The sequence below is a fragment of the Sphingomonas sp. BK036 genome (assembly GCF_004216825.1).
GTDB lineage: Bacteria > Pseudomonadota > Alphaproteobacteria > Sphingomonadales > Sphingomonadaceae > Sphingomonas.
In genome coordinates this window covers 410,326-422,671 of record NZ_SGXR01000006.1, presented here as the reverse complement: position 1 = coordinate 422,671, position 12,346 = coordinate 410,326, and the positions used below count along the sequence as shown (strand labels likewise).

Annotated in this window: 12 protein-coding genes; 7 read left to right on the top strand and 5 right to left on the bottom strand. The window is 68.3% G+C overall.

Going from position 1 to position 12,346, the window contains the following annotated elements:
* The first annotated feature begins 76 nt into the window (after positions 1–76).
* Positions 77–562, top strand: a complete 486-nt coding sequence (locus EV283_RS15205) for a hypothetical protein (RefSeq protein ID WP_130326723.1) — start codon at positions 77–79, stop codon at positions 560–562.
* A 36-nt stretch (positions 563–598) separates the two neighbouring features.
* On the opposite strand, the gene EV283_RS15200 is transcribed toward EV283_RS15205, so the two are convergent.
* The 4 genes from EV283_RS15200 to EV283_RS15185 form a co-directional block, all read right to left on the bottom strand.
* Positions 599–2,968, bottom strand: coding sequence for a TonB-dependent receptor (locus EV283_RS15200; protein WP_130326721.1), 2,370 nt, complete (start codon positions 2,966–2,968; stop codon positions 599–601).
* 2 nt (positions 2,969–2,970) lie between these two features.
* Entirely contained in the window at positions 2,971–3,915 is a 945-nt protein-coding gene (locus EV283_RS15195) for a FecR domain-containing protein (RefSeq protein WP_130326719.1), read from the bottom strand.
* A gap of 33 nt (positions 3,916–3,948) precedes the next feature.
* Positions 3,949–4,461, bottom strand: a complete 513-nt coding sequence (locus tag EV283_RS15190; RefSeq protein WP_130326717.1) for a sigma-70 family RNA polymerase sigma factor — start codon at positions 4,459–4,461, stop codon at positions 3,949–3,951.
* A 106-nt stretch (positions 4,462–4,567) separates the two neighbouring features.
* On the bottom strand, positions 4,568–5,365 hold the full coding sequence (locus EV283_RS15185) for a hypothetical protein (RefSeq protein WP_130326715.1): 798 nt from the start codon (positions 5,363–5,365) through the stop codon (positions 4,568–4,570).
* 180 nt (positions 5,366–5,545) lie between these two features.
* Here EV283_RS15185 and EV283_RS15180 point away from each other — a divergent pair, with 180 nt between their 5' ends.
* From EV283_RS15180 to EV283_RS15165, 4 genes are all read left to right on the top strand, one after another.
* Positions 5,546–7,210 (top strand): sensor histidine kinase, encoded by a 1,665-nt coding sequence (locus EV283_RS15180; RefSeq protein WP_242615995.1) that lies wholly within the window; start codon positions 5,546–5,548, stop codon positions 7,208–7,210.
* A complete protein-coding gene (locus tag EV283_RS15175; RefSeq protein WP_130326713.1) occupies positions 7,207–7,797 on the top strand; it encodes a response regulator in 591 nt (196 codons plus the stop codon). The genes EV283_RS15180 and EV283_RS15175 overlap by 4 nt, the downstream gene beginning before the upstream one ends.
* A gap of 214 nt (positions 7,798–8,011) precedes the next feature.
* Positions 8,012–8,866: a helix-turn-helix domain-containing protein gene (locus tag EV283_RS15170; protein WP_165391798.1), complete on the top strand. Its 855-nt coding sequence runs from the start codon at positions 8,012–8,014 to the stop codon at positions 8,864–8,866.
* Between the two features lie 58 nt (positions 8,867–8,924).
* The gene (locus EV283_RS15165) at positions 8,925–9,200 is read left to right on the top strand and encodes a hypothetical protein (protein ID WP_130326709.1); all 276 of its coding nucleotides are present in this window, start codon (positions 8,925–8,927) and stop codon (positions 9,198–9,200) included.
* Here the strand turns inward: EV283_RS15165 and EV283_RS19485 are convergent.
* Positions 9,191–9,697: a hypothetical protein gene (locus EV283_RS19485; RefSeq protein ID WP_242615994.1), complete on the bottom strand. Its 507-nt coding sequence runs from the start codon at positions 9,695–9,697 to the stop codon at positions 9,191–9,193. The two genes, EV283_RS15165 and EV283_RS19485, sit on opposite strands and share 10 nt — an antisense overlap.
* On the opposite strand from EV283_RS19485, the gene trmB reads away from it, so the two are divergent.
* Together trmB and EV283_RS15150 are read left to right on the top strand one after the other, a co-directional pair.
* The gene (trmB, locus tag EV283_RS15155) at positions 9,681–10,361 is read left to right on the top strand and encodes a tRNA (guanosine(46)-N7)-methyltransferase TrmB (protein WP_130326707.1); all 681 of its coding nucleotides are present in this window, start codon (positions 9,681–9,683) and stop codon (positions 10,359–10,361) included. The genes EV283_RS19485 and trmB overlap by 17 nt on opposite strands.
* A gap of 136 nt (positions 10,362–10,497) precedes the next feature.
* Positions 10,498–12,285: an AMP-dependent synthetase/ligase gene (locus EV283_RS15150; RefSeq protein ID WP_130326705.1), complete on the top strand. Its 1,788-nt coding sequence runs from the start codon at positions 10,498–10,500 to the stop codon at positions 12,283–12,285.
* Positions 12,286–12,346: the final 61 nt, after the last annotated feature.

Genomic DNA, 12,346 nt, shown 5'->3' with positions numbered 1-12,346 from the left:
GCCCGTCGCATTATCGCACGGCACCAGGATCGCGGCGGCGCGTTGTCGGCCGACATATCGAGGGATTTATACCGCCATGATCAACACCATCGCCGAACTCGACCGCATCCGCGACGACAGCAAGAAGCTCGTCACCACGCGGGCGATGGCGTCGGCGGGGGCCGCGGTCGTGCCGATCCCGGGGGCGGACATCGTCGCGGACATCGGCCTGCTCACCAAGCTGCTGCCGGAAATCAGCAAGCGCTTCGGGCTCGACCACGATCAGGTTCAGAAGCTCGAGCCACAGCTCGCGCAGCAGGCGTTCGTCATGGCGTCTAGCCTGGGCAACACGATGATCGGCCGCATGGTCACCAAGCGCATCGTCGTCGCGCTGCTCCGCCGCATGGGTGCGCGTATCGCGGTCGGATCGATGGCGAAGTTCATCCCGTTTGCCGGCTCGGCAGTCGCCGCGTCGATCAGCTTCGGCGCGATGAAGCTCGCCGGCAATTCCCACGTCGACGACTGCTACAAGACCGCCCTCGCGCTGCTCCCTGCCGACCAGCGCGCGCTGGCGAACGCCTGACCCCAATCCTCCCCCGCAAGGGGGAGGATTGTGATGCTAGAACGCAGCATCCAGACCGATGCGGATCGTCCGCGGTCGCTGCGGCGTGATCTGTCCGTTCCCCAGCTGGAACGGAGTCCCCAGCGCGAACCGGTTGCCGACGCTGTCCGTCAGGTTCGTCACGCCGAGCGTCACCCCCAGCGACGGCCGCCCGACCCGTGCGGTCAGCGCGGTATCGAGGTAATCCCCCTGCTCCTCGCCGAGCACCGGGCCCACGCCCAGCCGCGACCGCCCGACATAGCGCGCCCAACCGTACACGCGCAGTTCCAGATCCTTGCCCATATCGCGCCAGTAATCCGCGCCGAGCCGTCCGGCATAGCGCGCGATGTTCGGCACCTGGCTCATCCGCGCGAGCGCCACGAACAGCGCCGCGCTCGGCTCGGTCACGCGGCTGTCATTGTAGGTGAAGCCCGCGTCGAGCGTCAGTCCGGCCACCGGCTTCCACCCGCCCGCCGCACTGAACGTCCAGATTCGCCCGTCGCCGATGTTTGCGGTGCTCGGCAGCCCGGTCGCATCGATAAAATCCGCCTGGATATCCTTCCAGACCGTGTGTGACACGCTGGCCGACAGATAGGCGGTGTCGACGCCCGCCAGCCCGTAGCGGACGCCGCTTTCGAGCGTCGCGACGCGATCATTCTCGAACCGCCGCACGAAATCGCCCTCGATCGCCAGCCCGCCCGGCCGGAATCCCTGCTGATACCGCCCGTAGAGCGACACCTTGGGCAGCACCGCCGCGATCAGCGAGGCGGTCGGCAGCACGCTCGTCTCGATCCGGTCCGCGGTCACGCGCGCGCGCGCCGCCGCGACCGCCTCCAGCCGCGCGGGCGCGATATCCTCGCCGGTGCCCGCCAGCGATGCCCGCGTCACCCGCGCGCCCGCCGTCGCGGTCAGCCCGCGGACAAGCTGCACGCTGCCTTCACCATACAACGTCGCTTCGTCGATGCTGTTGGTGACGCCCGTCACCGGCGCGGGTGAGTCGATCGGCCCCAGCGAGCGCGACAGCTGCGTCCGGTTGTGCGTGAAGCTGCCGCCTACCACCCAGCCGAAGCCGTGCCGCATCGGCCGCCACGCCCGGGTCTCGTTGGCGATCAGCATGGTTGCATTGCGCTGCGCGAACACTCGCGCATCGCCACCGGGCATCGTCGCGTCATAGCGTTCGGTCAGCGTCTGCCCGACGATCCCGGTCGAGGACTTGACCCTCACCCCGCCGATCGCGCCCGACACGACCGCCTGCCCCATCGCATAGTCCGCCGAGAACCCTTGCACGATCGCACTCGACCGGGTCAGCGCGCCGCGGCCGACGCTCGGTGCGTCGCGGTCGGCATATTGGCTGTCATCGCCCTTGGTCCACTGCCCGATCCCGCCGAGATCGACGCTCCAGCCATTTCCCGCATCGAGCCGCAGCGCGGCGCGACCGCCACCGATCCGCGTCCGGTTCACGTCGCGCCGTTCGAGCACGGGATTGTCGATATAACCGCCCTCGCTGACGCCGTAGCCGACCACGCGCAGCGCCACCCGCTCGCCCAGCGGCAGGTTCAGCGTCGCGCCCAGATCGGCCCCCGGATCGCCATGCCACGTCGCCGACAGCCCCCCCGCGATCGACGCCGACACCGCGCCCATCTCGGGCGCGTTGGCCACGGTGCGGATGATCCCGCCAAGCGAGCCGGCGCCATACAGCGTCCCCTGCGGCCCTTCGAGCACCTCGACCGAGGCGATATCGTACAGCCGCAGGTCCGGATCGGGCGCGTTGTAGCTGAGCCTCAGGTCACCGAAATATTGCCCGACCGTCGTCTGCGTCGGCCCGGTAAAGCTCGAATCGGCAATCCCACGGATAAACAGCTTGTTGCGTCCGGCGCCCAGATGCGTCGATGACACGCTCGCCAGCCGCGCGAGGATCGCCTCGGTCCCCCCCGCACCGCCTAGCGCGAGATCGACGCCGTCGAGCAACGCCACCTGCCCCGCAAAGTCGCGCAGCGCCACGTCGCGCTTGCTGCCGGTGACGACGATCTCCGCGCCCAACACCACCGGCGCTGCGACGCGAACGACCTTGGTCCGCGCCACCCGGACCGGCGCACGCCGCTCCACGCGAGGCACCAACCGCCAGCCGACCGATCCCGCCGCGACGACATCGGCGTTCGCCGCATCCGCCAGCCGATCGAGCGCGTCGCGCGCGCTCATCCGCCCGCGCACCGCGGGCACGCGCCGCGACCATAGCCCCGGGTCGCCGACGACAATGCTCGTCCCCGACTGCCGCCCGAGCGCGAGCACCGCATCGCCCAACCGCCCCGCCGGCAGGTCGACCGAAGCCTGCCCCGCAACCGCAGGCGCGGCCGCGACCAGCGCCGCGACGACCAGACACCCCCGCATCCTCACGAGCGTGCGGACATCACCCAGTGGCCATCCCGCTTGCGGATCGCGACGCCCAGCAGCGGCGCGGCCAGCCTCGGGTCACCCGCCAGCTTGGCGGTAGCGATGCTGCCGCTGAACGCGCGCTTCGCCACAGTCGGATCGGCGCGCAGATCGACGCCGAGCGCGCGCGACAGATCGTCGGCGACCTCCGCCAGCGGCACGCCGTCATAGGCCAGCACGCTGTCGCGCCACGATCCCACGCTGGCCACGTCGACCCTGGTCACGGTCGCCTTGCCGCCGCGCACGAGCAGCCCCTGCCCTTGCACGAGCCGGATGGCGTCGCGCCCCGGGTTATAATCGACCGCGCCCTCCGACACCGCGACGCGAATCTCGCCGCGCGCGTGCTTCACGTCGAACGCGGTACCGACATCGACCAGCCGCGCACTCCCGACGCGCACCTCGAACGGATCGCGCGCGTCGTGCCGAACCACGAACATCGCCTCGCCATGCTCCAGCGTCGCGGCGCGCGGATCGTCGCGATTGAGCACCAGCCGCGTCGCACCGCCCATCGCGATCGAACTGCCATCGGCGAGCCGGATCGTCCGCATCGCCCCGGCCGCGGTCTCGACCGCATAGGGATGGGACCGCGTTTCGATTGCCTCATACCCGACGACCAGCGCCAGCGACGCGGCGATCGCGCCGCCGGTCCACACCGGCCAGCGGCGACGCGCCGGCCGCACATCGACCAACGCGACCGGCACTGGTGGCACCGTCGCCGCGATATCCTCGATATCCAGCGCCATCGCATGATAGGCCGCCGCATGACTCGGGTCCGCCTCCAGCCACGCATGGAATGCCGGCCAATCGTCGAACGCATCGCTGCCGGTCCGGACGCCCCAGTCCAGCGCGCGCGTCTCCAGCGCGGTCAGCGCCGGTGCGCCCGTATCCTCATGCTCCGCCATCATGGCCTCCTATAGCCGAAGACGGAGACGATCGGATCAAGCCTCATCATACTGCCGCTTCGCCTCGATCATCGCGCGATACGCCTTGCGCAGGTCGCCCTCGACCGTGCTGAGGCTCACCCCGAACTCCGCCGCGACCGCGCGCTGTTCGACCCCGTCGATGCGGTGGCGCCGGAAGATCCGCGCGGCGCGGTCGCCGACCGATTGCAGCGCGGCCTCCGCCAGCGCCGCCTGTTCGCGCGCGATCACGACGCGCTCCGCCGACGGTTCCTCGGAGCGATCGAGCGTCGCGCCGCCCGTCGCCTCGGTCCAGGCGCGATCGCGTTTCTCCGCCTGCCGCACCGTGCGATGCCGGTCGAGCATCACGTTGTTCGCCATCCGGTACAGATACGAGAGCGGCGCGGCGATCGGGCCGGTCGGCGCCGACTGGATCCGCACCCACAGCTCGTGCAACAGATCCTCCGCATCGTTCGCGCCCAGCGAACGGAGGAACCGCAGCAGCGTGTCACGGTTCGCGAGGAAAACGGCCTCAAGGCCCGAGGAGTCCATGTTTCGCCCGTGTCGATAGGCCGCCGATCGGCGCGCGACGGCGCCGTGTTCGCGGCGGGACCTACCGCGCTTGGGCCAACCACACAATCCGGACGCCGGTCCCCGGCTAGCTCCGGCGCGACCGCAGCTGATAGTCCGGGTGATCGCTCTGCACCGCGGCGAGATGCGAATCCATCACCTGCCGCATCGTCTTCTCGGTGTCGGCAATCCCGGGCCCAGGCGTCCCGTCGCGATTGGTCGAGGCGGCATTGCACGGCGGATCGAGCAGCGTGACGATCCCCCGCTCCATCGCGCGCAGGTGCGGATCGAGCGTCGCCTTGTCCATTCCCGCCAGCCGGCCGTGCAGCGACGGCCGCAGATACACAAAGGCAAAGCGCGCCAGCATCGCCGAGTCGAGCAGCGCGAAATCGTCCCAGTGCCGCGACGCGAACCGGAACGTCGCATACTGCGTCTGCAGCATCCCCGCAGTCTTCGACAGCCGCGCCCGATCCGCCTCGAGTAGCAGCGCGCCAAGAGTCGACGGCGCATCCTCGGCAATCTGGTGGAGCGCGCGCTCGCCGATCGTGACGCCGTTGCCGCGAAAGGTCATGCCAGCGACGTGTCGGGTCCAGCGCTCGCGCGCGACGTTGCCGTTGGTCGGTCGCCCGGTGCCGGCAAACGTGCCGATGTAGAACAGCTGCCGGTCCCAGAAGCACGCATAGAGCCCCGGCCCGCTATGCCCGTCGCGCGCGATCGCCCGCTCGCCGGTGTCGGTCGGTCGATAGTCGACGCGCAGGTTTGCCAGCGCATGCGTGCCGGGGGCGGTCGTGTGCCGCAGTGCCAGCAGGTCGTCGCCGCGGACCGAGATCGTCGGCAGCACCATCGGGCTGATCTGCTCGCCCTCGATATTGTGATAATAATTCATAGTGCGTGGGCCGACATCGCATTTCCCGGACACTGGATCTGAAGCCCGTCGGTAGGCGTGACGCGATGGCGTCGTCAGTCAGGGAAAAACCCCCGGTCGGGCGCGCCGGCGGGTACAATCCGGTTCATTCCGGGTATTTCCCTAGTTCTGCCGCGCGTGGATCGCGGTATCGAGGTGGGGATGGCTTCCGTCCCCCTTCCTCCTGCCGATCGTGCGTCTGCCGACATCGACGCTGTCGACGCATCCGGCGGGGCGCCGTCGCTTCGCAGCCGTTCGCCATGGCTGCCGCGCGATCGCGAATGGCTGGTACTGGCCGGCTATGGCGTGACCTTCCTCGCGCTCCACCGGCTCGCGATCCTGTGGGGCGGCGTCGGCTATTATTCGCTCTGGTTTCCGGCGGCCGGCGTCCGCCTCGCCCTGTTCTGGCGGTTCGGCGCACGCCTCGCGCCTGCCACGGCGCTGACCGAGATCATCGTCCAGTGCCTGACCGGGATCATCGTCTTTACGCAGCCTGAATGGCCGCGCGGTATCTTCGGCGTTGCCAGCCCGGTCCTGGCCTATGGCATCGCGGTCGCGGTGGTGCGCCGGGTTGCCGACGGCGCCACCGGCAGCTTGGCGACCGCGCCGATGCCGCTCGGGCTCGCCTCGGTTCTCGCGCCGCTGATCGCCGTCGCGTTCGCGCTGCCCTGGTCGATCGTCAGGCCCGACATCACCAACGTCGCCAATGTCCGCGACGTCATCGTCTCGCTGACCGGGTTCGCGGTCGGCGACATGCTCGGCGTGCTGCTCGTCGCGCCGCCGCTGTTGTGGATCGCCGATCTGTCGAGCGGCAGCACGGCAATGCCCGCGATGGTCCCGTCGCGCCGGGATATCGCCGAAGCCGTCATCGTGCTCGGCCTCGCGCTCGGGCTGGTCGGGATGCTCGCATCGATCGGCCTGGGTCTTCCCGCGACGCCGGTGTTGCTGGCGATCGCCTGGATCGGGCTCCGGTTCGGCCGCGCCGCCGCCTGGGCCGCGATTGTCGTCACCGCGATCCTCGTCCTGCCCGAGACGGTCGGGGCGATCCCGGTCGACCAGCGGCTCGCGCTCCACATGAGCCTCGCCGCGGTCACCGTGGTCGGCTATCTCGCGGGCAGTTTCGCCGATGCCGAAGCGCGCGCGCTGGCCGCTGTCGCCCGGCGCGACCGGATGCTGTTCCAGGCCGAACGCCTCAAGACGCTGCGCGCGATGTCGGTCGCCGTCATCCACGAGATCAGCCAGCCCTTGTCGACGCTGGCGATCGAGGCGCGCCATCTGGTCGAGATCAGCGCCCATGCCGATCCCGATATCGCCGAGACCGCGCGGCTCATCGAGCGCAAGACCGTGACGCTGTCGACGCTCGTCCGTCGCCTCCGCCGGTTCGGCGGACGCGCGGTCGACGAGCCATCACTGCTGCCGGTCGGCGGCCTGGTCGACACCGTCGCAGCGCTGGCCCGGCCAGAGGCGAGCGTCGCGGGCGTCGCGATCCGGATCGCCCCCGTCGATCCCGAATGGACCGTGCTCGCGCAGGAGATCGAGATCGCGCAGGCGCTGGTTAATCTCGTCCGCAACGCGGTGCAGGCGACCGACGACGGCGTGGTCGAGATCGCCGTCACGCGCCGCGACGAACGGGTTGCGATCGCAGTGGTCAATCACTGTGCCGATCACCCCCTCGTCCATGAAGGCATGGGCGTCGGCTCGCTCGTCGCCAAGGCGATCGTCGAGGCGCATGGCGGCACGCTGTCGCGCGCCGATCGCGGGCTTTTGCGGATCGCGCATGTCGTCACCCTTCCCCTCGTCGGAACGCTCACCGGAGACGCCGCGTGACCCTTTCTCCCTCCGCACCGGCGACGGTGTACGTCCTCGACGACGATGCCGATCTCGGCGCCAGCGTCGCGCGCCTGCTCGTGCGGCACGGCCATGCCGCGCGCGCCTTCGTCGAACCGGTCGCGCTGCTCCGCGATTATCCCCGTGATCCGGCCGCGTGCATCATCTCCGACGTGATGATGGGCGACATGGACGGCTTCACCTTTGCCGATGCGGTGCGCGAGCTCGATCCCGACGTCGCGCTGGTGTTCATGACCGCATGGCCGACGACCGCCAATGCGGTCGACAGCGTCCGGCGGTATGGCGGGCTCGACTATCTCGAAAAGCCGATCGACGAGGATCGACTGCTGACCGCGGTGGCCGAAGGCGTCGCATGGTCGAACGGCCGCCGCCTGCTGAACAGGCGCACCGCGCTGCTGACGGCGCGCGAACGCCAGGTGTTCGACATGCTCGTCCGCGGCCACAGCAACAAGGCGATTGCGGGCGCCTTGGGGCTTAGCATCAAGACGATCGAGAACCACCGTGCGGCGGTCGTCACCAAGACCGGCACCAACGGTCTCGCCCAATTGATCGCGCTCGTCTCATGACCGGGGGCCTGATTGCCGATGCGCGGCACAAACCTCGCCAAGCCGCGGAAAAGCTTTCTTTTATTTGGCGGCATCATGCCTCCCTGTCTCACAATTGAGCCCGGTAGGCATTTCGCGATTGTACAATTGAGATCAAACATTGGCCGTGGCGATGGCGGTGCGGCGGGGGTCGCCCAGGCTTGAAAATGGCCCAGGCTCAAAAATGGATGTGACGATGCTGATTGTTCCGATGCGATCGACGACGACCACCGACGGGGTGCTGGTGACGGCCCGCTCGGTCGAGGGCGAATTGCGGTCGCGGATCGATGCGCTCGGGATCGTCCACCCCCGGTCGACTGGCGCCTTCGAAATGTCGCGCCTGCCAGGAACTGCGCGAATCCTGATCATCCCGGAAAGCACCCGGGTATCGGCGCGGATCCGCAACCGCTTCTATGACCGGCTGACCGACGTCGTCGTCGTCGGTCCGTCGAGCCGCCCGGTCACGTTGCAGATCGAAGGCGCACCGCTGGTCGAGATCCCGCTGAGCCCGCTCGACTGGGCGCGGCTGACCGCCGTCGCCGCCACGGCGGTATCCGACCGGATCGTCGCCGCGCAGGATCTGGGCATAAAGTGCCTCGACGGCGTGGCCGACCGGGAGGCGAATGACATCGCCCAACTCGCGATCACCCGGCTCGCGGACGCCGTGGTCGCGCGCGGCACCGCGTCCCTCGACGCGACAACGACGACGCTGATCGCGCAGCTGACGGCGCTGATCGACGAGGGGCTGGTCTATGATGCAGCGACCGCCGCCGAGCAGGTCTCGACGACGGCGCATAACCTTCGCCGTATCGCGCTGCGCTGGTTCGGTTTTCCGCCGAAGACATTGCTGATGCGCCGCCGCTTCATCGCCGCACTCGGACGGTTTCAGGAAACCGGGATGGATTTCACAGCGATCACCCAGTTCGGTTATTTCGACGCCTCGCACTTCCTGCGCGACGCGAACCGGTTTCTAGGCACCACGCCGCGCCGCTATCTTCGCCGCATGGGCGGCTCGTCTGGTGGCAAGGCGGCATCCATCAGGACCGTTTGACGGTAGCGGATCTGGCATCAGACTAACCCAGATCAAGTTTACCTATAAGGACATGCGGATGACCAGCGACCGGCGCGATCCCCCTACCCCGGCGCAGGCCTGGTCGGACCGGGTCGCCTATCACCGCGACCGCGCGGTTCAGGAAACGCTGCTCGCCGAGCGTTCGCAGACCGAGGCTGGCCGTGCCGCGCACCATCTCCTCGCCGACCGGCACCGGCAGATGATGCGGTCCGCCGAACTCGCGATGACAATGGCAGATCCGGAAATGCCGGAGAGCACCTCGCTCCACATGACCGGCTGGCTCATGCGGCAAAGCTATGGCGATCAGGGCTGACTGTCGTCCGGCGACGCGTCCGTATCGATCTTGCCCAAGTTGATCCCGTCATACAGCGCCAGCAGCGCGGTCACTTCCTCGACGACCGTTTCCTGCTCGGCGCGCCACCGCGCGGTGGCGTCGTGCTGCGGCGTGCCGCCATGACCGTCGTGCAGGGTAAAACCCTGGTCGATCAACCAGATCGAATCCGCCGCCCGCGCACGTTGCCGGCGCAGGTGAAAGACCCATTGTTCAATGATTCCCGATGGAACCAGCCTGTCTAGATCGCCCATCCGCATCCGGTAGGGCAAGCGCCACGCCAATGCCAGCGTGCAGCGGGCGCAATCCACCCGGTACCGAAAATCGCCTGCAATCAACATCCTGTCCGCGACCGTACGGCGATCGACAGCGGGCGGATACGCCAGTTCGCGCTGCGCCGGGCCGGACAAACGCGCCGACGACGCTTTGCGCGCGGCACGCAGGTCGCTAGAGCGCGCGGCGATGACCGATCCTTCCATTATCCGCCGCCTCTACGGGCGACGCCAAGGCCACAAGCTTCGCCTCGGCCAGGCCGCCCTTGTCGAGGAAACGCTCGCCGACCTCTCGGTGCCCGAAGAGGGTCCGATCACCGCCGCGATGCTGTTCGGCGAAGACCGTCCGCTGCATGTCGAGATCGGCTTCGGCGCAGGCGAGCATCTCGCCGCACAGGCCGCCGCAAACCCCGATATCGGCTTCATCGGCTGCGAACCGTTCCTCAACGGCGTCGTCGGCGCGCTGTCGCACATCCGCGATGGCGCGCTGACCAACGTGCGGTTGTACATGGGCGACGCACTCGAAGTGATCGAGCGGTTGCCCGATGCAAGCCTCGACCGGCTCTATCTGCTGCACCCCGATCCGTGGCGGAAGGCGCGCCACGCGAAACGCCGCATGGTCAATCACGGGCCGCTCGACACGATCGCCGCCAAGCTGAAGCCTGGGGCCGAATTCAGGCTCGGTACGGACGATCCGACCTATTGCCGCTGGTCGATGATGATCATGGCCGCGCGCCGCGATTTCGTCTGGCAGGCCAAGACGCCGCATGACTTCCTCACGCGCCCCGGCGACTGGCCCGAGACGCGGTACGAACGCAAGGCACGGCGGCAGGGCCATGAGGTCTGGTATTACCGCTACGTCCGGGTCTGACCGCCGGCAGGCCTGCGCATATCTCTGACACGCCGGGACAATCATCGACGGCGTCGGTGATTGTCCGGCATGCGGCTTCTCGCCTACAAGGGCGGTAACGAGGCGCGTCGGCTCGCGGTGCGCCCAGGGAGAGATCATGCCGCGCCAGCTCGAACGGTTCCCGAACCTCGTCACGATGTTCTTCGCGCGCGCTGCGGAAAAGGGCGATGCGCCCTTCCTGTGGACGAAGACCGGCGGCGCCTGGGTTTCGACCAGCTGGGCCGACTCCGCCCGCCAGGTCGCCAGCCTCGCCACCGCGCTGACCGCGATCGGCCTCAAGCCCGGCGACCGCGTCATGCTGGTCAGCGAGAATCGACCCGAATGGTGCCTCAGCGATCTGGCGATCATGGCGGCGGGCTGCGTTACGGTGCCGACCTACGTCACCAACACCGAACGCGATCATCTCCACATCATCGAGAATGCGGGCGCCTGCGCGATCATCGTCTCGACCGCCAAGCTGGCGAAGACGGTGCTGCCCGCGGTCCTGCGCTCGAACCAGGCGCAGATCGTGATCGGGCTCGAAGACATGCGAGTCCCCGCCGCGATCGATTTCCACAACTGGCACGCGCTGATCGCCGCGCACCCGACCGCGCCCGAGGCCGCCGCCGCCCGCGCGAATTTTACCCGCGAGGATCTCGCCTGCATCATCTACACCTCGGGCACCGGCGGCGCGCCGCGCGGCGTGATGCAGCATCACGGCGCAATCCTGCACAATTGCGCGGGCTGTGCGGCGGTGATCTCGGAGGATTTCGGCTGGGACGACGAGGTGTTCCTGTCGTTCCTCCCCTTGAGCCACGCCTATGAACATACCGGCGGCCAGCATTTCCCGATCTCGCTCGGCGGCCAGATCTATTATGCCGAAGGCCTCGAAAAGCTCGCTGCCAATATCGAGGAGACCCGCCCGACGATCATGTTCGTCGTGCCCCGCCTGTTCGAGGTGCTGCGCACGCGCATTTCGAAGACGATCGAGAAACAGGGCGGCGCGTCCGCCTATCTGCTCGCCCGCGCGCTCGATATCGGCGGCAAGCGCTATGCCGGCCGGCTGCGCCTGATCGACCGGCCGATGCAAGCCGCCGTCGCGACGTTGTTCAAGCCGAAGATCGCCAAGAAGTTCGGCGGCCGGATGAAGGCGATGATCTCGGGCGGCGCACCGCTCAACCCGGAGGTCGGGCTGTTCTTCGAATCGATCGGCCTGACCTTCCTGCAAGGCTATGGCCAGACCGAGGCCGCCCCCGTCATCTCGTGCAACCGACCGCAGGCGGGTGTGCGGATGGACTCGGTCGGCCCGCCGCTCAAGGACACCGAGGTCCGGATCGCCGCGGACGGCGAGATCCTGGTCCGCGGCGAGCTCGTCATGCACGGCTATTGGCGCAACGATGCCGAGACCGCGAAGGTGCTCAAGGACGGCTGGCTGCACACCGGCGACATTGGCGAGATCGATGCGAACGGCCGGATCCGGATCACCGATCGCAAGAAGGACCTGATCATCAACGACAAGGGCGACAACGTCGCCCCCCAAAAGGTCGAGGGGATGCTCACGCTCCAGCGCGAGGTCGCGCAGGCGATGATCGTCGGCGACAAGCGGCCCTATATGGTGGCGCTGATCGTGCCCGATCCCGAATGGACGCAGGAATGGTGCGCGGCGAACGGCGATGCGTGCAGCTTTGCCCGGCTGGCCGAGAACAGCGAGTTCCGCACCGCGATCGGCCTCGCGATCGAGCGGGTGAACAAGGATTTGACGGTGACCGAGCGCGTCCGCCGGTTCGTGCTGGCCGACGGTCCGTTCACGATCGAGAACGAACAGCTCACCCCCAGCCTGAAGATCCGCCGCCACGTCCTGAAGCAGGTTTATGGCGAGCGCCTGGACGCGTTGTACAAACCCTAAAACCCCTCTCCCCTCGGGGGAGAGGGAGGGGCCCGCACGCTCTTGCGTGTGGGAGGGTGAG

Excerpts from the sequence above, each read along its gene's own strand:
- EV283_RS15200 (WP_130326721.1), bottom strand. The coding sequence starts at position 2,968 with ATGCGGGGGTGTCTGGTCGTCGCGGCGCTGGTCGCGGCCGCGCCTGCG.
- EV283_RS15190 (WP_130326717.1), bottom strand. The coding sequence starts at position 4,461 with ATGGACTCCTCGGGCCTTGAGGCCGTTTTCCTCGCGAACCGTGACACG.
- EV283_RS15170 (WP_165391798.1), top strand. The coding sequence starts at position 8,012 with ATGCTGATTGTTCCGATGCGATCGACGACGACCACCGACGGGGTGCTG.
- EV283_RS15150 (WP_130326705.1), top strand. The coding sequence starts at position 10,498 with ATGCCGCGCCAGCTCGAACGGTTCCCGAACCTCGTCACGATGTTCTTC.
- trmB (WP_130326707.1), top strand. The coding sequence starts at position 9,681 with ATGACCGATCCTTCCATTATCCGCCGCCTCTACGGGCGACGCCAAGGC.
- EV283_RS19485 (WP_242615994.1), bottom strand. The coding sequence starts at position 9,697 with ATGGAAGGATCGGTCATCGCCGCGCGCTCTAGCGACCTGCGTGCCGCG.
- EV283_RS15185 (WP_130326715.1), bottom strand. The coding sequence starts at position 5,365 with ATGAATTATTATCACAATATCGAGGGCGAGCAGATCAGCCCGATGGTG.
- EV283_RS15205 (WP_130326723.1), top strand. The coding sequence starts at position 77 with ATGATCAACACCATCGCCGAACTCGACCGCATCCGCGACGACAGCAAG.
- EV283_RS15165 (WP_130326709.1), top strand. The coding sequence starts at position 8,925 with ATGACCAGCGACCGGCGCGATCCCCCTACCCCGGCGCAGGCCTGGTCG.
- EV283_RS15195 (WP_130326719.1), bottom strand. The coding sequence starts at position 3,915 with ATGATGGCGGAGCATGAGGATACGGGCGCACCGGCGCTGACCGCGCTG.
- EV283_RS15180 (WP_242615995.1), top strand. The coding sequence starts at position 5,546 with ATGGCTTCCGTCCCCCTTCCTCCTGCCGATCGTGCGTCTGCCGACATC.